Below are 20,230 nucleotides of genomic sequence, written 5' to 3'. Positions count from 1 at the left end.
TGGCGATGGCGCCCCTCTCTAAGGCGGGCACGGCACTTGCCGCGCTCCGCGAGGACCTGGCCGGCGAGGTCTTCGCCCCCGACGACCCCGGGTACGACGAGGCCCGGACGGTCTTCAACGCGATGGTCGACCGCAGGCCCGCGGTGATCGCCCAGTGCGAGAGCGCGGCCGACGTGGTCACGGCGGTGCGCTTCGCCCGGAGCCTGGACCTGCCGGTGGCCGTGCGGGGCGGCGGGCACAGCGTGGCCGGGATGTCCGTGAACGACGGCGGCGTGGTCGTGGACCTGCGCCGGATGCACGAGGTCACCGTCCATCCGGCGGCGAAGGCCGCCCGGGTCGGGGGCGGGGCGGTGATGAGCCACCTGGACCGGGCCTGCGAGCCGTACGGGCTGGCGACCACCGGGGGCCGGGCCTCCACCACGGGCGTCGGCGGCTTCGTCCTCGGCGGGGGCACGGGCTGGCTGGACCGGAAGTTCGGCCTGGCGGTGGACAACCTGCTGGGCGTGGAGCTGGTCACGGCGGACGGCCGGCTGCTGGACGTCACGGCCGAGGAGCATCCGGAGCTGTTCTGGGGGCTGCACGGCGGCGGCGGGAACTTCGGCATCGCCACCTCGCTGACGCTGCGGCTGCACGAGCTGCCGGCCCTGTCCATCGCCATGGTCTTCTACCTGCCGGAGCGGGGGCCCGAGGTGGTCCGCACGTACCGGGACGTCATCGAGTCCGGTCCGGACGAGGCCGGCGGCGGCGCCCTGTACCTGACGGGGCCGCCCGCGCCGTTCGTCCCCCCGCACCTGGTCGGGCAGCTGCTGGCCGGTGCGCTGGTGACCTACGCGGGGCCCGAGGAGGAGCTGCGGCGGCTCGCCGGCCCGCTGCTGGCGATCCCGCACGAGGCGGAGGTCGTCACGGCGATCCCGTACGCGGAGCTGCAGTGCATGCTCGACGATCCGCCGGGGCTGCGGAACTACTGGTCGGCGGAGTACCTGACCGGGGCGCCCGACGCGTTCGTGGACGTGTTCTGCGCCCGGGCGGCGTCGATGCCGGTGCCGACCGGCACCCAGCACGTGGTGTGGCCGCAGGGCGGGGCGATCGCGGCGGCGGAGGAGGACTACCCGGTGCCGTACCGGGACGCGCCGTGGGCGGTGCACCCGTTCGGGATGTGGGAGGACCCCGCCGACGACGAACGGGTGGTCCAGTGGGTCAGGGACGTCCGCGCCGACGTCCAGCGGTGGTCGACCGGCGCGGTGTACCTGAACTTCACCGGGGACGAGGGCGCGGACCGGGTGGTGGCCGGGCTGGGCGCCGACAACATGCGGCGGCTGGCGCGGCTGAAGCGGGAGTACGACCCGGACAACGTCTTCCGCTTCAACCACAACATCCCGCCGGTCTGAGCCCTGCCCAGGTCTCAGGTGAGGGCGGCTATCACCTCGCGGGCGGCTCGTTCGCCCTCGGTGGCGCCGCCCTCCATGAAGCCCTGGAAGTCGTAGCTGCAGTGCTCGCCGCCGATGTGGACGTTGCCCTGCGCGGTGCCCTCGTACTTGGCGTAGCGGTGGAGGTAGCCGGTGGGCCAGTACGAGTAGGCGCCCAGGGAGTAGGGGTTGCGGTGCCAGGCGGAGAGCTGTGCGCGGCCCGTCCACACCGCCTTGGTGCCGGGGAAGAAGGAGTCGATCCCGGTCAGGACCCGGCCGGCGAGGTCGCGGACGTAGGGGTCGGCCTCGGTGGCGAAGGGGCTGCCCGGGGTGAGCGCCCCGGCGAGGGAGCCGCCGCCGTACTGGAGCAGGATGCCGCCGGTGCCCGGCTGGACCTTGGTGGTGTCCCAGGTCTGCTGGACGGTGGAGTCGGTGAAGCACTCGCCGGCGGAGACCCCCGGCCAGGGGCCGGTGCCGCGCCAGGGGCGGGCGGTGAACTGCATGTTGAGCTTGGTGCAGTAGCCCATCCGGGCGTCGCGCAGCAGGTTGCGCATGAGGGGGTCGAAGCCCGCCTGGGAGGTGTCGAGGCGCTGGAGGACCGGCAGGGGGAGGCAGAGGACGGTGTGGTCGGCGGTGGCGGTGCGCACGGCGCCGGAGTCGTCGAAGGTGAGGGTCTGGGTGCCGTCGGCGTTGGCGCGCACGGCGGTCAGGGCGCGGCCCATGACCAGGGTGCCGGGGTTGAGGGCGGCGGCGATGGCGTGCGGGAGCCGGTCGTTGCCGCCGGTGATGTGGTAGCGCTCGTTGGACAGGCCCCAGACGTTGAAGTTGCCCGGGTTGGGCTGGTAGCCCATCAGCAGGACCAGGGCGAGGGCGGACTGCTGCTGGGTGTCGGCGCCGTACTCGACGTTGTAGGCGACGTCGATGAACCGGCCCAGCTGCGACTGGTGGCCGCCGGGGATCCGGGTCTCGATCCACTCGTACAGGCTCATGTCGTCGAGGGCCGTGCCGGCGGGGGTGGAGGAGTTCCAGGAGACCTCGCCGGCTTCCTGGAGGTCGCGGCGCAGGGCTTGGTAGACGGCCTTGAAGTCCTCGTCGGCCTGGGTGCGGGAGTAGTACGTCCCGTTGAACCAGAGGACTTCCTCCGCCCCGTTGGGTCCGCCGCCGAGGAAGTCCTCCAGGGGCAGGTCGAAGCGGCGGCACAGCTCCTGGATCTTCTTGTGGCTGGTGTCGACGAGCTCGCCGCCGATCTCGGAGGTCTGCCCGTACGCCCAGTGGTCGCGCTGGGTCCACATGCGGCCGCCGACGCGGGCCGGGTTGGCCTCGTAGAGGGTGCAGGGGATGCCGGCGTCCTGGAGGGTGAGGGCGGCGGTGAGGCCGGAGATGCCGGCGCCGACGACGGCGACGCGGACGGGGCCCGAGGGTCTCTTGGCCGGGGCGGGGGTGGCGGCGTGGGCGAGGGTGGCGGGGGCCAGTGCGGCGGTGAGGCCGAGGGCGGCGGCCCGGGCGAGGAGTTCACGGCGGGAGGAGCCGCGCACCTCGGCCACGGGCATGTCGAGCCGGCGGGCGGCGGCGTGGTCGGCGGCGATCCGGCGCAGGGCGTGCATGAGCGGGGTACGGGCCATGGCGGGGCTCCTCAGACGGTCGCGGCGGTCGGGTCGGACGGGGTGGACGGGGCGCTCTCGTCGGTCCGTTCGGCGGCGTCCTCCAGGACGATCCGGCCGATGATCTCGTAGCGTTCGGGGGCCTTCCGCTTGAGCCACAGGCCCAGGCCGAGGCCGCCGAAGAAGACCGCGCCGACGATCCAGGGGATGAGCTTGAAGAAGAGGGAGTCGGCGGCGGCTCCGGCCGCGGTCTGCATGTTGAGGACGAGCAGGACCACGACGGCGGTCATCCCGATCCCGCCGAGCAGCGGGGCGGTGAAGGTCTTGAACCAGTGCCGGTCCTCGGGGTGGTTCTTGCGGAAGTAGCCGATGACGGCGAAGGAGCACAGGGTCTGCACGATCAGGATGGCCATCGTGCCGAGGATCGCGAGCAGGGTGTAGAGGTGCAGGTAGGGGTCCTGGCCGGTGAGCCAGAAGCCGGCGACGAGGACGGTGGCGACGACGGTCTGGACGACGGAGGAGAGGTACGGGGAGCCGTGGCGGGGGTGGGTGCGGCCGAGGGCGGGGTGCAGGAAGCCCTCGCGGCCGATGGCGTAGAGGTAGCGGGCGGCGCACTGGTGGAAGGCCATCCCGCAGGCGAAGGAGCCGGTGAGCAGCAGCCACTGGAACGTGTCCACGGCCCAGGCCCCGATGAAGTGCTGTGCGGGGGCGAAGAACAGGTCGAGGGGGCTGGCGGAGGCGGACAGCTCGACGGACTTCGCCAGGCCGTTGCCGGCGATGGTCATCCAGGAGACGTAGATGTAGAAGAGGCCGACGCCGACGACGGAGACGAGCGTGGCCCGGGGGATGACCCGCTTGGGGTCGCGGGACTCCTCCCCGTACATGGCGGTGGACTCGAAGCCGACCCAGGACCAGAAGGCGAAGAAGAGGCCGAGGCCGGCGGAGGTGCCGGTGAAGGCGTTCTTCGGGTTGACCGGCTCGACGGGGATCCCGTCGGGGCCGCCGCCGGCGACCAGCACGGCCGTGGCCACCGCGAAGAGGACGGCGATCTCCGCGACGAGCATCACCCCGAGGGCCTTGGCGGTGAGGTTGATGTCGAAGTGGGCGAGGACGGCCGTGACGGCGAGCATCGCGGCCGCGTAGAGGATCCAGGGCAGGTCGACGCCGAGCTGGTCGTGGACGGTGGTCTTGGCGAAGTAGGAGAAGACGCCGACGATGGAGGCCTCGAAGACCACGTAGGCGAGGACGGCGAGCATCCCGGAGGCCATGCCGGCGATCCGGCCGAGGCCGTGCGAGATGTACCCGTAGAAGGCGCCCGCGGCGGTGATCCGCTTGGCCATCGCGACGTAGCCGACGGCGAAGACGGTCAGGACGAGGGTGGCGAAGAGGTAGCCCGCGGGGGCGCCGGTGCCGTTGCCGAAGCCGACGGCGATGGGGAGGTTGCCGGTCATCGCGGTGATCGGCGCCGCGGTCGCGACGGCCATGAAGACCACTCCGACGAGGCCTACGGAGTTGGCCTTGAGGCGTTGGACCGGGGGTGCTCCGGGGGCGGACGGAGGAGTGGGCGGGGGCGTGGCGCCGGGTCTGCTCATGGGTCGTCCTCGTTCCTGTGGGGAGGCCGTTCGCGGGGCCGTTCACGGGGCCGGTCGCGAGGCCGTCACTCTCCACCCGGGTGACGTACACCACAATCGGCAAGCGGTCGGATAATCACCTTGTGGGAACGACGAGTTGTCGGCCCGACAGGGGGACATGCCGGACTCGGCGACCACCCGGTGATGTCCGCGGCAGGGGGCGGCCGGTAGCGTCCCGCGATATGGACAACCAGGGCGGGATCACCGTTCAGCGGGCGCTGGAGCTGCCGGGACTGCGCAGCGGACTGCCGGAGGTGGTGGCCTGCGCCGACCGTCTCGGGCGGACCGTGCGCTGGGTGCACGCGGGCGAGGTGCCGAACATCGCCTCGCTGCTCAAGGGCGGCGAGCTGCTGCTGACCACCGGGCTGGGGCTGGGCACCCGGCCCGCCGAGCAGCGCGCCTTCGTCCGGCGCCTCGCGGACCGGGGCATCGCCGCGCTGGTCGTGGAGCTCGGGCCGCGCTTCACCCGGCTCCCGGCGACCCTGGTGGAGACCGCGCGGACGGCCGGGCTGCCGCTGGTCCAGCTGCACCGGGAAGTCCCCTTCGTCGCCGTGACGGAGGAGATCCACACCGAGATCGTCAACCACCACTACGCGCTCCTCCAGCGGGCCGAGGAGGTCCACCGGCGGTGCACCGAGGCCCTGTTGGGCGGCGGCGGGATCCCGCAGGTGCTGCGCATCCTGGCCGACTTCACCGCCAACCCGGTCTTCCTGGAGACCCCGGACGGCCAACTGCTGTACGCGGCCGGGCCGGTGGCCGGGGAGGCCGCCGCGGACCCGCTCCAGGTGTGGGAGGGGCTGCGGGGGCAGCGCGCGGCCGAGCCGCCGGCGAACGCGGTGGTGGTCGACGTGCCGGGCGGCGGCCACGGGACGGGATCGGTGCGGGCGCGGGTCGTGCTGGTGGGGGTCTCGGCGCCGCTGCTGCCGGTCCACCGGATGGCGGCCGAGCGGACGGCGGGGGTGCTGGCGGTGGTCCTGATGCAGGCCCGGCAGGAGGAGGAGCTGGCCGCGCGCGGCCGGGGCGACTTCCTGACGGACCTGGCGGAGGGACGGATCTCGGCGGAGGACGCCCCGGCGCAGGCCCGCGTCCTGGGCTTCCGGCCCGGGGCCGGGCCGCTGCTCCCCCTGGTCATGCGGCTGTCCTCGGAGCTGGTCCCGTCCGGGAACTGGTCGGTGCTGGCCCGGGCGGTGCAGGAGGAGCTGTCCTCGGTCGGGGTGCCGGTGCTGCTGGGCGTCCGCCCGGTGGAGGGCCGGGTGCCGCTGCTGGTGTCACTGCGGGCGGAGTCGGAGCGCACGACGGTCGCCGACCGGGTAGCCGCCGCGCTGCGGGCCGGGGTGGAACGGGCCGGCCTCGACCGGGCCGGGGCCCCGCCGGTGGTGGTGGTCGGCGTCTCCGGCAGCTGGGCGGCGGCCTCGGCGGGCCTGCGGCACGCCGCGGAGACGGCCACCGCCGCGCACGGCCTGCCGGCCCGGCCCTGGTACGACGCCCGCCGCCTGGACATCGACCTGCTGCTGTGGCGGCTGCGGGAGCACCCGGACCTGGCGGCGTTCGTGGACCGGGCGATCGGGGCCCTGCGCACCCACGACGCCACGTCCCGTCCGCCGCTGCTGCCCACGCTGGAGACGTACCTGGCCCACGCGGGCCGCAAGGCGGAGACGGCCCGGGAGCTCCACCTGAACCGCCAGACCCTGTACAACCGCCTGGCCCGCATCTCGGAACTCCTGGGCACGGACCTGGACGACCCGGAATCGGTCCTGTCCCTGAGCCTGGCCCTCCGAGCCCGGAGGCACGCGACTCCGCCGTCGTGAGGCGGGGGCGGGGTGGGGGCGGGATCCGGCGGTGGTCGGGGCCCGAGCCGACCCCGTCGAGCCTCCGGCGCCGGCCCCCGCCGGGATCAAGCGCGTCGGCGTTCCGTCAGTTCGTCGTAGACCGAGAGGATCTGGGCCACCGTGTCGTCCTCCGACGGCCAGGTCGCCGCCTGGGCGCGGCCGGCGAGGGCGAGGGCGGCCCGGCGGTCCGGGTCGTGGAGGAGGGTGGCCACCGCGGCCGCCAGGGCGTGCGCGTCGCCGTACGGGACCAGGACCGCCGCGTCGCCGACCAGTTCCGGGACCCCGCCGACCTCCGTCGCCACCAGGGCGACCCCGGCCCGCAGGGCCTCCTGCGCCAGCAGGGAGCGGCCCTCCCAGCGGCTGGGGAGGACGGCCACGTCGGCCGCCGCCAGCAGGCGGTCGGCGTCGGAGCGGCGGCCCAGCAGGCGCACCGGGAGGTTCTCCGTCTCGATGCGGCGGGCCAGCTCCGGGCGCAGCGGGCCCTCCCCCGCGATCAGCAGCAGCGGGGCGGGCTCCAGGTCCCGCCAGGCCCGTGCCGCGTCCAGCAGGAACGAGTAGCCGCGGCGGGCCACCAGGCTGCCGACCGCGATGACCAGGGGGCGTTCCACGACGCCCAGTTCGGCCCGGGTCTTGTCCGTGTCGGGCGGGGCCGGGGCGGCGGGGACGGCGACCGCCGCGAGGCGGGCGTCGCGCGCGCCGCGGCGGCGGGCGAGGTCGACCTGGTCGGAGGAGGCGCCGAGGACCACCGCCGCGGCCCGGGCCACGTGGCGTTCCAGCAGGCGGCCGAGGCGGCCCAGCGGCCCCGCGTCGGGGGCGGTGCCGTGCCAGGTGACCACCAGCGGGGCGCGGCGGCCGCGGCCCCGCAGGGCGAGGGCGGCCCGCATCCCGGCGCGGACGCCGTGGGCGTGCACCACGTCCGCCCCGGCGCAGGCGGCCCTCAGGGCGCTTCCCGCGTCGGGGGTGAACTCCGCGCCGGCGCCGGTGAAGTCGTACTCCCCCTCGGCGGCGACGGGGGCGCACACGGTGACCCGTACGCCGCGCGCCGCGAGCCCCGTGGTGAGGGAGCGCACGTGGGCGCTGCTGCCCGCACCCGCGCCGCCGAGGACCTGGACGGCGCGCAGCGGGGGCCGCCCGTACGGCAGTACGGGCGGCGGTACCGGTGCCGGGGAGCTGCTCACGGGCCGAAGCTCCAGGGTGAGGAGTCAGAGTCGACGCCCAGGATGCCAGTCCGTACGCGCGTTCCGGGACCATACGGGTGCGTATCCCGTGCGGGATACCGCAGTGCGCCCCCCAGCCTCACCCACACGGGCTAACGTCCCGGTTCCTCAGCCGTCCGCGCGGGCCGCCGCGAGGAGTTCCTCGGCGTGGGCGCGGGCCGTCTGGGAGTCCTCCTGGCCGGCGAGCATCCGGGAGAGCTCGCGGATCCGGTCCTCGCCCTCCAGGACCGTGACCCCGGAACGGGTCACCGATCCGTCGACGGTCTTCTCGACCAGCAGCTGCCGGTCGGCGAAGGCCGCCACCTGGGGCAGGTGGGTGACGACGACGACCTGGGCGGTCTTGGCGAGCTTGGCCAGCCGCCGGCCGATCTCGACGGCCGCCTTGCCGCCGACGCCCGCGTCGACCTCGTCGAAGAGGTAGGTGGGCACGGGGGTGGTGCCGGCGAAGACGACCTCGACGGCCAGCATGACCCGGGAGAGCTCGCCGCCGGAGGCGCCCTTGGCGATCGGCCGGGGCTGGGCGCCGGGGTGCGGGGCGAGCAGCAGCTCGACCTCGTCGGCGCCGGCGGGCCCGTACGCGACCGGCCGGCCGCCGACCTCGACGCCGTCGGGGTCCTCGGTCTGGCGGATGTCGATGGTCACGCGGGCGTGCGGCATCGCCAGCGAGGCCAGTTCGGCGGTGACGGCGGAGGCGAAGCGTTCGGCGGCCTCCACGCGGGCGTCGGTCAGGGCCTGGGCCAGCTGCGACAGTTCGGCGCGCAGCGCGTCCCGTTCGGCGGTGAGCTCCTCGATCCGCTCGTCGTCCCCGTCGAGTTCCAGCAGCCGCGCGGAGCCCTTCTGGGCCCATTCGAGGACGGCGTCGACGGAGTCGCCGTACTTGCGGGTCAGCTGGGTCAGCGCCGCCCGCCGTTCCTCCACGGCGGCCAGCCGCAGGGGGTCGGCGTCCAGGTCGTCGGCGTACCCGGCGAGCTCGCCGGCCACGTCGCCGAGCAGGATGCCGAGCTCGGCGATCCGGTCGGCGAGGCCGCCGAGCACCGGGTCGTGGGAGCGCACGGCCTCCAGGGCGCGGTGCGCGCCGGCGACGAGGGTGTTGGCGTCGACGCCCTCGGGGTCCTCGACGTCGCCGGCGAGGGCCGCGTGGGCGGCCTGCGCGGCGGAGGCGAGGGATTCGGCGTGGCCGAGCCGTTCGGCCTCGGCCGCCAGTTCGGCGTCCTCGCCGGGCAGCGGCGCGACGGCGGCGACCTCCTCCAGGCCGAAGCGCAGCAGGTCGGCCTCCTGCGCCCGTTCGCGGGCGCGGGTGGTGATGGTGTCCAGTTCGGCGGAGACGGCGCGCAGCCGCCGGTACGCGCCGGCGTACTTCTCCAGGGGGACGGCGACGGCGTCGCCGGCGTACCGGTCGAGGGCCTGGCGCTGGCGGGCGGGCCTCAGCAGGCCCTGCTGGTCGGTCTGCCCGTGGACGGCGACCAGGTCGTCGGCGAGCTCGGAGAGCAGGCCGACGGGTACGGAGCGGCCGCCGACGTGGGCGCGCGAGCGTCCCTCGGCGGACACGGTCCGGCTGATCAGCAGGGCGCCCTCGTCGAGCTCGGCCCCGGCCTCTTCGGCGCGCACGGCGGCGGCCGCGTCCGGGCGCAGCACGACGCGGCCCTCGACCACGGCCGCCTTGGCGCCGATCCGCACCAGGGCCGGGTCGGCGCGGCCGCCGAGCAGCAGCCCGAGGCTGGTGACGACCATCGTCTTGCCCGCGCCGGTCTCGCCGGTCACCGCGGTGAAACCGGGCGACAGCTCGACCACCGCGTCGTCGATGACCCCGAGTGACCGTATCCGCATCTCCTCAAGCACGGGACGACCATACCGAGGTTTCGCGGGTGCCATGTGACCTCACCCGCCCGGAGATTTCCGAACGGGTGTGCTAATAGCGGGTCCGCGGAGGCCGTCAGTGCGGTGCGCCGCGCCAACCCGACACCGGGAGCGCGAACTTGGCCACGAGCCGGTCCGTGAAGGACGCGTGGTGCAGCCGGGCGAGCCGCACCGGCACCGTCCCGCGCCGCACCTCCACCCGAGCCCCCGCGGGCAGCTCCAGGGTCCGCCGGCCGTCGCACCACAGCACCCCGTGCGGCGTCCCGGTCTGCACCTCCACCGCCAGCACCGAGTTCGGCGAGGTGACCAGCGGCTTCGCGAACAGCGCGTGCGCGCTGATCGGCACCATCAGCAGCGCCTCCACCTCCGGCCACACCACCGGGCCGCCCGCCGAGAAGGCGTACGCCGTCGAGCCGGTCGGCGTCGCGCAGACGATGCCGTCGCACCCGAAGCCGGTCACCGGCCGCCCGTCGATCTCCAGGACCACCTCCAGCATCCGCTCGGCGGACACCTTCTGGACGGCGGCCTCGTTCAGCGCCCAGTCCCGGTGGACCAGGTCACCGTTGGTCCGTACGAGGACGTCGAGGGTCATCCGCTCCTCGACCTCGTACGCCCGCCGCACCACCCGGTCCACGACCCGGTCCAGGTCGTCGCGCTCCGCCTCGGCGAGGAAGCCGACCCGGCCCAGGTTGACGCCCAGCATCGGCACCCCCGACCCGCGCGCGAACTCCGCCCCGCGCAGCAGGGTGCCGTCCCCGCCCAGCACGATCAGCAGCTCGCACCCGGCCAGCACCTCGGGCGTGCACTCCCCCACCAGCTCCACCTCGGGCGGCAGCGGCATGTCCCGCGCCTCGTGCGCGAGCACCCGCACCCCGATCCCCGACTTCAGCAGCCCCAGCACCACCAGCTCGGCGCTGCGTATGGCCGCCGGCCGCCCCGTGTGGGCGACCAGGAAGACGGTGCGCGGCCCCTGCGGCTCCCCCGGACCCGCTTCCGCCCCACCCGCTGACTCTGACGATGACTCTGACGACGACGAATCTGTCACTGAGGCCCCTCCGCCACTGCACGGTCGACATCCCCCGGGTCGAGTGCCGGTGCCCCCGCCCGAAGCCACAGAAAGTACTCGACGTTCCCCGACGGCCCGGGCAGCGGACTCGCCGTGACCCCCAGCACGCCCAGCCCCAGCTTCCAGGCCTGGGCGGCGACCTCCCGCACGGCCTCGGCCCGCAGCTCGGGGCTGCGCACCACACCGCCGCTGCCGAGCCGCTCCTTGCCCACCTCGAACTGCGGCTTGACCATCAGCACCAGGTCGGCGCCCGGCGCCGTGCACCGCACCAGGGCGGGCAGCACCAAGCCGATCGAGATGAAGGACAGGTCGCCGACGACCAGGTCCACGGGGACGTCGTCGATCAGGTCGAGCGTCAGCTCGCGCACGTTCGTCCGGTCCTTGACGGTCACCCGCTCGTCGCTCTGCAGCGACCAGGCCAGCTGCCCGTAGCCGACGTCCACGGCGACGACGTGGGCCACGCCCGCGCGCAGCAGCACGTCGGTGAAGCCCCCGGTCGAGGCGCCCGCGTCCAGCGCCCGGCGGCCCTCGACGGCGAGCCCCTGCGGCCGGAAGGCCGCGAGGGCGCCGGCCAGCTTGTGGCCGCCCCGGGAGACGTAGTCGGGGTCGCTGTCGTCCTTGAGGACGACGAGGGCGGCGCTGGTCTCGACCTGGGTGGCCGGCTTGGTCGCGGTGGTGCCGCCCACGGTCACCCGGCCCGCGGCGATCAGCTGGGCCGCGTGCTCCCGCGAGCGGGCCATGCTGCGGCGTACCAGTTCGGCGTCCAGGCGGCGGCGTGCCACTCCTGCCACGTTCGGTTCAGCTCCTGTTTTCGTACGGTCCGGGGACGGGCTGCGCGTCCAGCGCGGCGAGCGCCTCGCGCAGTCCCCTGTGCACATCCTCGTACACCTCGACGTGTCCGTCCGCCGCCAGGTGGTCCGCGTCCGCGAGCCGCTCCAGGTGCGCGTCGACCCCGGGGTGCCCGGTGGGGGTGCGCACGAGGCCCAGCGGCGCGGGCCCGGCGGGCTCGGCGGGCTCCGCCGGGGGCTCCTGGGGGACGTCCGGAACGCTCCCGGACACTTCGTCGGTCATGCCCCGACGCTACCCCGAAGCACCCCCGGTGCCGCGCGCGGCTCTGCGGTACGGTCGGGACACCATGGCTACGATCCAGGAGTGCCGCGCGGCACTCGACCGACTCTCCGACAACCTCTCGGGGGCCGACGGCGACGTGCGCGGCGCGGCCGCCCTCGACCGCTCCCTGAGCTGCCACATCACCGACCTCGACGTGACCTTCGCCGGCCGCCTCGAGGGCGGCCGGATCCGGGTGGACGCCCTCACCCCCGGCCCGCCCCGCGGCAAGGCCGAGATCCGCCTCGCGATGTCGGGGGACGACCTGCTCGCCCTGGTCGACGGGGAGCTGAAGTTCGCCAAGGCCTGGGCCTCGGGCCGGGTCCGCCTGGAGGCCGGCTTCCGCGACCTCCTGCGCCTCAAGAGCCTCCTCTGACCCTTCTTGACGCGCCACTCGCACGGCTCGGCCCTGGCGGGCCTCCCCGGCTTCGTGCCGCTGCGGCGGACTCCGTCCGCCGACCGGCCGGGCGGGCTCGGAGCATCTAGACCGCCGTCCTCGCCCGGGCCCGCCGGGCGGAGGGGACCACCAGCGGGGTGCCGGTCTCCGGGTCGTCGATGACCCGGCAGGCCACCCCGAACACCTCCTCCACCAGTCCGGCCGTGACCACCTCGGCCGGCGGCCCCTCGGCGACGACCACCCCGCCGCGCAGGGCGATCAGGTGGGTGGCGTAGCGGGCCGCCTGGTTGAGGTCGTGCAGCACCGCCACCAGGGTCCGGCCCTGCTCCTCGTGCAGCTGGGCGCACAGGTCGAGGACCTCCAGCTGGTGCTGGATGTCCAGGTAGGTGGTCGGCTCGTCCAGGAGCAGCAGCGGGGTCTGCTGGGCCAGCGCCATCGCGATCCACACCCGCTGGCGCTGCCCGCCCGACAGCTCGTCCACGGCCCGGTCGGCGAGTTCGGCGACCCCGGTGGAGGCCATCGACTCCAGGACGATCCGCTCGTCCTCCGCCGACCACTGCCGCAGCAGCCCCTGGTGCGGGTACCGGCCGCGGGCGACCAGGTCGGCGACGGTGATCCCGTCGGGCGCCACCGAGGACTGCGGGAGCAGCCCCAGGGTCCGTGCCACCTGCTTGGCGGGCGTGGAGGTGATCGCCCGCCCGTCGAGCAGCACCCGGCCGGCGGTGGGCTTGAGCATCCGCGACAGGGCGCGCAGCAGCGTGGACTTGCCGCAGGCGTTGGGGCCGACGATGACCGTGAACGAGTGGTCGGGGATCTCCACCGAGAGGTTCTCGGCGATGACCCGCTGGTCGTAGCCGAGGGTGACGTTCTCCGCGGTCAGCCTCTGCACCTGCGTACTCCTCGTGTCGGCCGGGCCGTGCCCGTGGGTGTGCGGCTCGTCCACCGCGTGCGTCGTGTAGGTCGTGCCGGTCATACCCGTCCCGCCTTGCGCTCCATGACGAGCAGCCACAGCAGGTAGACGCCGCCGACCAGGCCGGTGACCACGCCCACCGGCAGCTGGTCCGCGCCGAAGGCTCGCTGCGAGGCCAGGTCGGACGCCAGCAGCAGGACGGTGCCCATCAGGGCGCCGGTCAGCAGGTTCGACCCGGGCGAGCGGGTCAGCCGCCGGGCCAGCTGCGGCGCGGCCAGCGCCACGAAGCTGATCGGCCCGGCCGCCGCCGCGGCCGCCGTGGTCAGCAGGACCGCGGCCAGCATCAGCAGCATCCGGGTCCGTTCCACCGGCACGCCCAGGGCGTACGCGGCGTCGTCGCCCATCTCGATCACCCGCAGGGCCCGGCTCTGCCCGAGGACCAGCGGAAAGAGGACCGCGCAGGTGGCCAGCAGCGGCCACACCTGCGCCCAGTCCCGGCCGGCCAGCGAACCGGTCAGCCAGACCATCGCCCGGGTCGCCTCGATCAGCTGGGCCTTGGCGATCAGGTACTGGATGACGGCGACGAGGACGGCCGAGGCGCCGATGCCGACCAGCACCAGCCGGTACCCGTGGATGCCCTTCTTGTACGCGAGGAGGTACACCACGGCGCCGGTGAGCACGCCGCCGGCGACCGCGCCCAGCGCGACCTCGGTGGCCCCGCCCTTGAACACGGTGATGACGACGAGCGCGCCGACCGCCGAGCCGTACCCGAAGCCGAGCAGGTCGGGCGAGCCGAGCGGATTGCGCGTGACGGACTGGAAGACCGCCCCGGACATGCCGAGGGCCGCGCCGACCAGGATCGCGACGAGGACCCGCGGCAGCCGCAGGTCGTTGACGATGAAGTCGTCGGCGGGGCTGCCGTTGCCCAGCAGGGTGGCCACGACGTCCCCGGGCGCGATCTCGAAGTCGCCGGTGCCGATCAGGACCACGGCGAGGACCAGCGCCGCCGCGACCAGCAGCAGCCCGGCCAGCAGGGCGCGCGGCTCGACGCGCAGCGAGGTGGCCGCGGGGCCGCGCAGGGTGCGCGGCCGGGCGGCCTTGCGGAGGCGGGTGTCGCTCACAGCTGGGCCATCCTCTTGCGCCGGACCAGGTGGATGAAGACGGGGCCGCCGACGAGCGCGGTGACGATGCCGACCTGGAGCTCACCGGGCCGGGTGACGACCCGTCCGACCACGTCGGCGCCGAGCAGCAGCACGGGCGAGAGGACGGCCGAGTAGGCGAGCACCCAGCGCATGTCGGGCCCGGTGATCAGCCGTGCGAGGTGCGGGATCATCAGCCCGACGAAGACGATCGGCCCGCAGGCGGCGGTCGCGGCCCCGCACAGCAGGGTGATGGCCGCCATCGCCGCGATCCGGGTCCGCGTCAGGTGCGCGCCCAGCGCCCGGGCGGTGTCGTCGCCCATGGCCATCGCGTTGAGCGGCCGGCCCAGCAGCAGGGCGAGCAGGGCGCCGGCCAGCAGGAAGGGGGCCACCTGGCGGACGGTGTCCGTGGTGGCCGAGGCCAGCGAGCCCACCGTCCAGAAGCGGAGCTTGTCCAGGGCCTTGCTGTCCATCAGCTGGACGGCGTTGATGTAGCCGACGAGCGCGGCACTGGCCGCCGTGCCGGCGAGCGCGAGGCGCACCGGGGTGGCGCTGCGGCTGCCCCCGAGGACGTAGACGGCGGTGGAGACGACGGCGGCGCCGAGGAAGGCCCACCAGACGAACTCGGTCAGCGTGCTCGCCCCGAGGAAGCTGATCGCGGAGACCACGGCGGCCGCGGCGCCGGCGTTGACGCCGAGGATGCCGGGCTCGGCCAGCGGGTTGCGCGTCAGGGCCTGCATCACCGCGCCGGAGAGGCCGAGTCCGAGCCCGACCATCACCCCCAGGACGGTGCGCGGGACCCTCAGGTCCCGCACGACCACGTCGTTGGTGGTGCCGCTGTAGTGGAACAGGCCGTGCCAGACGTCGCCGAGCGGCATGGCCTTGGCGCCGACGGCGATGCTCGCCACCGCGACGAGGGCCAGTACGGCGAGGGCGATCAGCAGACCGGCGGTGCGCCTGCCGTGGCCCGGACGGGCGACGGCGGGCGCGGGCGCGGGTGAACCGGGCTCGGTTTCGGGGGGACTCTCAGCCAACACGAAGGTTAGGTTAGCCTACCCTGCGCCGGGAAGATCCCCCGTACGGCCGAGCGCCCCCCGCTCACCACCCGAGCGCCCCCAGCGCCTTCTCCACGTCGCCGCGGTAGACCCCGTCCCCGGCCGCCGACCAGGCCGCCGCGCACGCCGCCCGCAGCCCGTCCACCGGATCGGCCTCCCCGTCGCCGGCGCGGGACAGCTCCAGGTGCCCGCCCGCGTCGACCGCGCTCCAGCCGCCGCACCGCCAGGCCCCGTCCCGCCCGGCCACCTCCGGCTGCCCGGTCAGCAGCCCGCGCAGGTCCCGGTCCACGTACGTGGGCCGGTGCCGGGGCTCGGCCCGCAGCAGCTGCTCGGCGTCCGTGACCCCGGTCAGCACCAGCAGGGAGTCCACGTCCCCGTTGAACGCGCCCTCGATGTCGGTGTCCAGCCGGTCCCCGACCACCAGCGGCCGCTCCGCACCCGTCCGCAGCACGGTCTCCCGGTGCATCGGCGGCAGCGGCTTGCCCGCCACCTGCGGTTCCGCGCCCGTGGCGATCCGCACGACCTCCACGGCGGCCCCGTTGCCCGGCCCGATCCCCCGCGCCCCCGGGATCGTCAGGTCCGTGTTCGACGCGAACCAGGGCACCCCGCGGTTGACCGCGTACGCGGCCTCCGCGAAACGCCCCCACTCCAGCCCGGGCCCGCCGTAGCCCTGGACCACCGCCGCGAGCCCCTCCTCGTCGGCGGACTCCACCGGCACCAGCCCGCGCTCGCGCAGCGCGACCCGCAGCCCCTCCCCGCCGATCACCAGCACCTTCGCGCCCGGCTCCACCTGCTCGGCGATCAGCCGGGCCACCGCCTGCGCCGAGGTGATCACCTCGCCCGCCTCGGTCGGGATCCCCAGCTCGCACAGGTGCTCCGCGACCGCCTCCGGCGTCCGCAGCGCGTTGTTGGTGACGTACGCCAGGTGCATCCCGTCGGCCCGGGCCACGGCCAGGGACTCCACCGCGTGCGCGATGGCGTGCCCGCCCGCGTACACCACCCCGTCCAGGTCCAGCAGGGCCGTGTCGTACGCCTGGTGCAGACTCCGCTCGCTGCCCGCGGGACTGGTCCTGCTCTGCCGGGTCATCTGGCCGCTCCTCAATAACCGTTATCGAAACGCTCGGGACACTTGCGGTGCTTCATTTCGCACGATCGATCTTGTCCGAGTTTGCACTACCCCGTCACTCCCCCGGCCATCCCGTATCGCGAGACGGGTCTTACCATGCACCAATGACCACACCTGGCAACGCGGAGCACGGGCTGCGCCTGACCCCCTTCCACGGACTGCGTTACGTCCCGGAGCGCGTCGGCAGTCTCGCCGCGGTGACCTCGCCGCCGTACGACGTGGTCGTACGCCCCGACGGAGTCGACTACCTCGAGTCCGCCGACCCGCACAACATCGTCCGGCTCATCCTGCCCCAGGCCGGCACCCCGGCCGCCCGCAACGAGCAGGCCGCCCGCACCCTGAGCGACTGGCTCGCCGAGGGCGTCCTCAGCGCCGACGCGCAGCCCGCGCTGTACGTCTACGAGCAGCGCCGGGCCGGTCTGCTCCAGCGCGGCGTCATCGGCGCCCTGGCCCTGTCCGCCGCCGAGGACGGCATCGTCCTGCCGCACGAGGACGTGATGCCGGACGTGGTCACCGACCGCGCGGGCCTGATGCGCGCGACTTCGGCCAATCTCGAACCCCTCCTCCTCACCTACCGCGGCGACGGCCCGGGCGCCGGCACCGACGCGGTCGTGGAGGCCACCGCGGCCCGCGAGCCCCTCCTGTCGACGGTCACCGAGGACGGGTTCCGCCACAGCCTGTGGGCCGTCACCGACCCCGCCGAGCTCGCCGTCGTCACCGCCGACCTGGCCCACCGCCAGGCCCTCATCGCCGACGGCCACCACCGCTGGGCGACGTACCTGCGCCTCCAGGAGGAACACGGCTCGCCGACCCCCTGGGACTTCGGCCTGGTCCTCCTCGTGGACACCGCCCGCTATCCGCTCCAGGTCCGCGCCATCCACCGGATGCTGCGCCGCCTGCCCCTCTCCGAAGCCCTGGCGAAGGCGGAAGGCTCCTTCCGGATCCGCCCGGTCGACGGCCCGCTCCCGCTGGCCCTGGAGGCCCTCGCGGACGCCTCGGAACGCGGCAACGCCTTCCTCCTCACCGGCGACGGCACCTTCCACCTGGTCACCGACCCGGATCCGGCCCTGATCGAGCGCACGGTCCGCCGCGACCGCCCGGAGGCCTGGCGCCGGCTGGACGCGACGGTGCTGCACGCCTCCCTGCTGGACACGCTGTGGCAGGTCCCGGACGCCCCGGACCACATCGCGTACATCCACGACGCGGCCGCTACGGTCGCGATGGCCGAACGCCACGGCGGCACGGCCGTGCTGCTGCACCCGGTGCGCGAGGAGGTCGTCCGCGACCTGGCCCGCCAGGGCGTGACGATGCCCCGCAAGTCGACCTCTTTCGGCCCCAAGCCGGCCACCGGCCTGGTCCTGCGCAGCCTGGGCTGACCGGACATGCGAAAGGGCGGCACCCCCGAGGGGGTGCCGCCCTTCCTCGTCGGCATCAGGCCTTGTCGCGGGCCTCGCGCTCGTCGTCCTCGACGACCACGACCTCGTCGGTGAGGTCCACGTCGGCCTCCGAGCCGGCGACGGGCTCGTACTCCTCGTCGTCCTCGTCGTAGTACTCGGTCTGGTCGGCGGCGCGCTCGGCGGCGGCCACCTCGGCGTCGTCCTCGTCCTCGTCGTCCTCGTCACCGAGGTCGTCGAGGTCCGCGTCCTCCTCCGGCGTGGCGGCGTCCACGAACTCCACGCCGTCGATCTCGGCCAGGCGGTCGGAGGCGTCCGTCGCCCCGTCCTTGTCGGCCTCGAGGGTCTTGGCGAACCACTCGCGCGCCTCGTCCTCACGGCCGGCGGCCAGGAGGGCGTCGGCGTACGCGTACCGCAGGCGCGCGGTCCACGACTGGACCGTGTTGGACGCCAGCTCCGGGCTCTGCAGGGTCACGATGGCGGCGTCGAGCTCGCCCATGTCCCGGCGGGCACCCGCGGCGACGAGACGCATCTCGACCTGGCCGGCCTTGTCCAGCTTCTGCACCTCGGGCTCACCGGCCATGGCCAGCGCCCGCTCGGGACGGCCGAGGCCGCGCTCGCAGTCGGCCATGACGGGCCACAGCTCGACGGAGCCGGTCATCCGCTTGGCGGCACGGAACTCGGCGAGGGCCTCGCTGTACTTCTGCGTGGCGTACGCGGCGAAGCCGGCGGCCTCGCGCACGGCGGCGACACGGGAGGCCAGCCGCAGGGCGATGCGGGAGTACGCGTACGCCTGCTCCGGGTCCTCGTCGATCAGCCGGGCGACCATGACGAGGTTGCGCGAGACCTCCTCGGCCAGGCCCTTGGGCAGGCTCAGAAGCTCCTGGCGCACATCGGCGTCGATCTCGTGGCCGGTGACGTCGTCGTCGATCGGAAGCCGCTTGACCGGGTCGCGGTCACGGTCGGCACGGAACTCACGACCGCCGCGGTCATCGCGGCCGCCACGGAAGCCACCGCGGTCACCACGGTCATCGCGGCCGCCACGGTAGCCACCACGCTCCCCACCCCGGTCGTCACGACGCGGGTAGGAGGGACGGTCGCCCCCACGGTCGTCACGGCGGCCGTACGAGGGACGGTCCCCACCCCGGTCGTCACGACGCGGGTAGGAGGGACGGTCGCCCCCACGGTCGTCACGACCGCCACGGAACCCACCGCGGTCGTCATCACGGCGGCCGTACGAGGGACGGTCCCCACCACGGTCGTCACGACGCGGGTACGAGGGACGGTCGCCCCCACGGTCGTCACGACCGCCGCGGAAGCCGCCACGGTCGTCATCACGGCGCGGGTAGGAGGGACGGTCGCCCCGGTCGTCACGGCGCGGGTACGACGGACGGTCGCCACCACGGTCGTCACGGCGCGGGTAGGACGGACGGTCCCCACGGTCGTCACGACGGAAGGACGGACGGTCGCCGCCACGGTCGTCACGGCCGCCACGGAAACCACCGCGGTCGTCATCACGACGCGGGGAGAACGGACGGTCCCCACCACGGTCGTCACGACGCGGGTAGGAGGGACGGTCGCCCCCACGGTCGTCGCGACCGCCGCGGAAGCCGCCACGGTCGTCATCACGGCGCGGGTAGGAGGGACGGTCACCCCGGTCGTCACGACGCGGGTACGACGGACGGTCGCCACCACGGTCGTCACGGCGGCCGTACGAGGGACGGTCCCCGCCACGGTCATCGCGACGCGGGTACGAGGGACGGTCGCCCCCACGGTCGTCACGGCCACCGCGGAAACCGCCACGGTCGTCATCACGACGCGGGGAGAACGGACGGTCGCCGCCACGGTCGTCACGGCGGAAGGCCGGACGGTCGCCGCCGCGGAAGCCACCGCGCTCGTCGTCACGGCGCGGGTAGGACGGACGGTCCCCACCACGGTCGTCACGACGCGGGTAGGAGGGACGGTCGCCCCCACGGTCGTCGCGACCGCCACGGAAGCCGCCACGGTCGTCATCACGACGCGGGTACGACGGACGGTCGCCACCACGGTCGTCACGGCCACGGAAGCCACCGCCGGCGGGGCGTCCGCCACGGTCGTCACGGCGGAAGCCGCCACCGGCGGGGCGACCACCACGGTCGTCACGGCGGAAGCCACCGCGGTCACCGCCACGGTCGTCACGGCCCCCGCGGTAGCCGCCCCTGTCACCGCCGTCGTTGCGACGAGGCTCGCGCTCCGGACGATCGTCGGGAGAGTTGGACATGGGTGTGACTCCTGTCTTCGGGGTACCGCTAGTCATTCTCGCGCAACCAGCCCATGGCCGCGCTTCGGCGTAAAGAGGTGCAAAACAAAAAGGACCCTTGGTCCTCAGCGTGAACGCTGAGGACCAAGGGTCCTTTGAAAGATTGTTCGGCGGCGTCCTACTCTCCCACAGGGTCCCCCCTGCAGTACCATCGGCGCTGAAAGGCTTAGCTTCCGGGTTCGGAATGTAACCGGGC

The 20,230-nt window shown here is 74.3% G+C and carries 16 protein-coding genes, 1 rRNA gene and 1 pseudogene; 4 read left to right on the top strand and 14 right to left on the bottom strand.

Features of this window, described 5'->3' with window-relative positions:
• Positions 1–5: 5 nt before the first annotated feature.
• On the top strand, positions 6–1,388 hold the full coding sequence (locus tag ACFY0O_RS33300) for an FAD-binding protein (protein ID WP_388953786.1): 1,383 nt from the start codon (positions 6–8) through the stop codon (positions 1,386–1,388).
• A gap of 14 nt (positions 1,389–1,402) precedes the next feature.
• Here ACFY0O_RS33300 and ACFY0O_RS33295 read toward each other — a convergent pair whose 3' ends face one another.
• Both ACFY0O_RS33295 and ACFY0O_RS33290 read right to left on the bottom strand, forming a co-directional pair.
• Entirely contained in the window at positions 1,403–3,028 is a 1,626-nt protein-coding gene (locus tag ACFY0O_RS33295; protein WP_388953785.1) for a flavin monoamine oxidase family protein, read from the bottom strand.
• Between the two features lie 11 nt (positions 3,029–3,039).
• Positions 3,040–4,599, bottom strand: a complete 1,560-nt coding sequence (locus ACFY0O_RS33290) for an APC family permease (protein WP_388953783.1) — start codon at positions 4,597–4,599, stop codon at positions 3,040–3,042.
• Between the two features lie 221 nt (positions 4,600–4,820).
• Between ACFY0O_RS33290 and ACFY0O_RS33285 the strand changes: the two genes are divergently transcribed.
• Positions 4,821–6,446 (top strand): PucR family transcriptional regulator, encoded by a 1,626-nt coding sequence (locus tag ACFY0O_RS33285; protein ID WP_358895105.1) that lies wholly within the window; start codon positions 4,821–4,823, stop codon positions 6,444–6,446.
• Positions 6,447–6,532: 86 nt separating this feature from the next.
• Here ACFY0O_RS33285 and ACFY0O_RS33280 read toward each other — a convergent pair whose 3' ends face one another.
• The 5 genes from ACFY0O_RS33280 to ACFY0O_RS33260 all read right to left on the bottom strand — a co-directional run bounded on the left by ACFY0O_RS33280 (position 6,533) and on the right by ACFY0O_RS33260 (position 11,678).
• Positions 6,533–7,645: a glycosyltransferase family 4 protein gene (locus ACFY0O_RS33280; RefSeq protein ID WP_388953780.1), complete on the bottom strand. Its 1,113-nt coding sequence runs from the start codon at positions 7,643–7,645 to the stop codon at positions 6,533–6,535.
• 147 nt (positions 7,646–7,792) lie between these two features.
• Positions 7,793–9,511: a DNA repair protein RecN gene (gene recN, locus ACFY0O_RS33275; protein ID WP_388954011.1), complete on the bottom strand. Its 1,719-nt coding sequence runs from the start codon at positions 9,509–9,511 to the stop codon at positions 7,793–7,795.
• A 106-nt stretch (positions 9,512–9,617) separates the two neighbouring features.
• Entirely contained in the window at positions 9,618–10,586 is a 969-nt protein-coding gene (locus ACFY0O_RS33270; protein WP_388953777.1) for an NAD kinase, read from the bottom strand.
• Positions 10,583–11,398: a TlyA family RNA methyltransferase gene (locus ACFY0O_RS33265; RefSeq protein ID WP_388953775.1), complete on the bottom strand. Its 816-nt coding sequence runs from the start codon at positions 11,396–11,398 to the stop codon at positions 10,583–10,585. The genes ACFY0O_RS33270 and ACFY0O_RS33265 overlap by 4 nt, the downstream gene beginning before the upstream one ends.
• A 7-nt stretch (positions 11,399–11,405) precedes the next feature.
• Positions 11,406–11,678, bottom strand: a complete 273-nt coding sequence (locus ACFY0O_RS33260; protein ID WP_358895109.1) for a hypothetical protein — start codon at positions 11,676–11,678, stop codon at positions 11,406–11,408.
• Positions 11,679–11,742: 64 nt separating this feature from the next.
• Here ACFY0O_RS33260 and ACFY0O_RS33255 point away from each other — a divergent pair, with 64 nt between their 5' ends.
• Positions 11,743–12,090: an SCP2 sterol-binding domain-containing protein gene (locus ACFY0O_RS33255; protein WP_358895110.1), complete on the top strand. Its 348-nt coding sequence runs from the start codon at positions 11,743–11,745 to the stop codon at positions 12,088–12,090.
• 106 nt (positions 12,091–12,196) lie between these two features.
• Here the strand turns inward: ACFY0O_RS33255 and ACFY0O_RS33250 are convergent, their stop codons facing one another.
• From ACFY0O_RS33250 to ACFY0O_RS33235, 4 genes are all read right to left on the bottom strand, one after another.
• A complete protein-coding gene (locus ACFY0O_RS33250) occupies positions 12,197–13,084 on the bottom strand; it encodes an ABC transporter ATP-binding protein (RefSeq protein WP_388953772.1) in 888 nt (295 codons plus the stop codon).
• On the bottom strand, positions 13,081–14,142 hold the full coding sequence (locus ACFY0O_RS33245; protein WP_388953770.1) for a FecCD family ABC transporter permease: 1,062 nt from the start codon (positions 14,140–14,142) through the stop codon (positions 13,081–13,083). The genes ACFY0O_RS33250 and ACFY0O_RS33245 overlap by 4 nt, the downstream gene beginning before the upstream one ends.
• The gene (locus ACFY0O_RS33240; protein WP_388954008.1) at positions 14,139–15,098 is read right to left on the bottom strand and encodes a FecCD family ABC transporter permease; all 960 of its coding nucleotides are present in this window, start codon (positions 15,096–15,098) and stop codon (positions 14,139–14,141) included. The genes ACFY0O_RS33245 and ACFY0O_RS33240 overlap by 4 nt, the downstream gene beginning before the upstream one ends.
• A gap of 160 nt (positions 15,099–15,258) precedes the next feature.
• Positions 15,259–16,302 (bottom strand): HAD hydrolase-like protein, encoded by a 1,044-nt coding sequence (locus ACFY0O_RS33235; protein WP_388953768.1) that lies wholly within the window; start codon positions 16,300–16,302, stop codon positions 15,259–15,261.
• Positions 16,303–16,445: 143 nt separating this feature from the next.
• Between ACFY0O_RS33235 and ACFY0O_RS33230 the strand changes: the two genes are divergently transcribed.
• Positions 16,446–17,717, top strand: coding sequence for a DUF1015 family protein (locus tag ACFY0O_RS33230; protein ID WP_388953766.1), 1,272 nt, complete (start codon positions 16,446–16,448; stop codon positions 17,715–17,717).
• 55 nt (positions 17,718–17,772) lie between these two features.
• On the opposite strand, the gene ACFY0O_RS33225 is transcribed toward ACFY0O_RS33230, so the two are convergent.
• The 3 genes and pseudogenes from ACFY0O_RS33225 to rrf form a co-directional block, all read right to left on the bottom strand.
• Positions 17,773–18,627, bottom strand: a complete 855-nt coding sequence (locus ACFY0O_RS33225) for a hypothetical protein (RefSeq protein WP_388954006.1) — start codon at positions 18,625–18,627, stop codon at positions 17,773–17,775.
• A gap of 510 nt (positions 18,628–19,137) precedes the next feature.
• Positions 19,138–19,983 (bottom strand): annotated as a pseudogene (locus ACFY0O_RS33220) (tetratricopeptide repeat protein); the annotation flags it as partial.
• Between the two features lie 156 nt (positions 19,984–20,139).
• Positions 20,140–20,230: ribosomal RNA gene (rrf, locus tag ACFY0O_RS33215) — 5S ribosomal RNA — on the bottom strand; the annotation flags it as partial.

Source organism: Streptomyces sp. NPDC001594 (assembly GCF_042893675.1).
Lineage (GTDB): Bacteria > Actinomycetota > Actinomycetes > Streptomycetales > Streptomycetaceae > Streptomyces.
This window is presented reverse-complemented; position numbering and strand designations above follow the sequence as displayed.

Excerpts from the sequence above, each read along its gene's own strand:
- ACFY0O_RS33300 (WP_388953786.1), top strand. The coding sequence starts at position 6 with ATGGCGCCCCTCTCTAAGGCGGGCACGGCACTTGCCGCGCTCCGCGAG.
- ACFY0O_RS33285 (WP_358895105.1), top strand. The coding sequence starts at position 4,821 with ATGGACAACCAGGGCGGGATCACCGTTCAGCGGGCGCTGGAGCTGCCG.
- ACFY0O_RS33230 (WP_388953766.1), top strand. The coding sequence starts at position 16,446 with ATGACCACACCTGGCAACGCGGAGCACGGGCTGCGCCTGACCCCCTTC.
- ACFY0O_RS33235 (WP_388953768.1), bottom strand. The coding sequence starts at position 16,302 with ATGACCCGGCAGAGCAGGACCAGTCCCGCGGGCAGCGAGCGGAGTCTG.
- recN (WP_388954011.1), bottom strand. The coding sequence starts at position 9,511 with ATGCGGATACGGTCACTCGGGGTCATCGACGACGCGGTGGTCGAGCTG.
- ACFY0O_RS33260 (WP_358895109.1), bottom strand. The coding sequence starts at position 11,678 with ATGACCGACGAAGTGTCCGGGAGCGTTCCGGACGTCCCCCAGGAGCCC.
- ACFY0O_RS33290 (WP_388953783.1), bottom strand. The coding sequence starts at position 4,599 with ATGAGCAGACCCGGCGCCACGCCCCCGCCCACTCCTCCGTCCGCCCCC.
- ACFY0O_RS33250 (WP_388953772.1), bottom strand. The coding sequence starts at position 13,084 with ATGACCGGCACGACCTACACGACGCACGCGGTGGACGAGCCGCACACC.
- ACFY0O_RS33255 (WP_358895110.1), top strand. The coding sequence starts at position 11,743 with ATGGCTACGATCCAGGAGTGCCGCGCGGCACTCGACCGACTCTCCGAC.
- ACFY0O_RS33295 (WP_388953785.1), bottom strand. The coding sequence starts at position 3,028 with ATGGCCCGTACCCCGCTCATGCACGCCCTGCGCCGGATCGCCGCCGAC.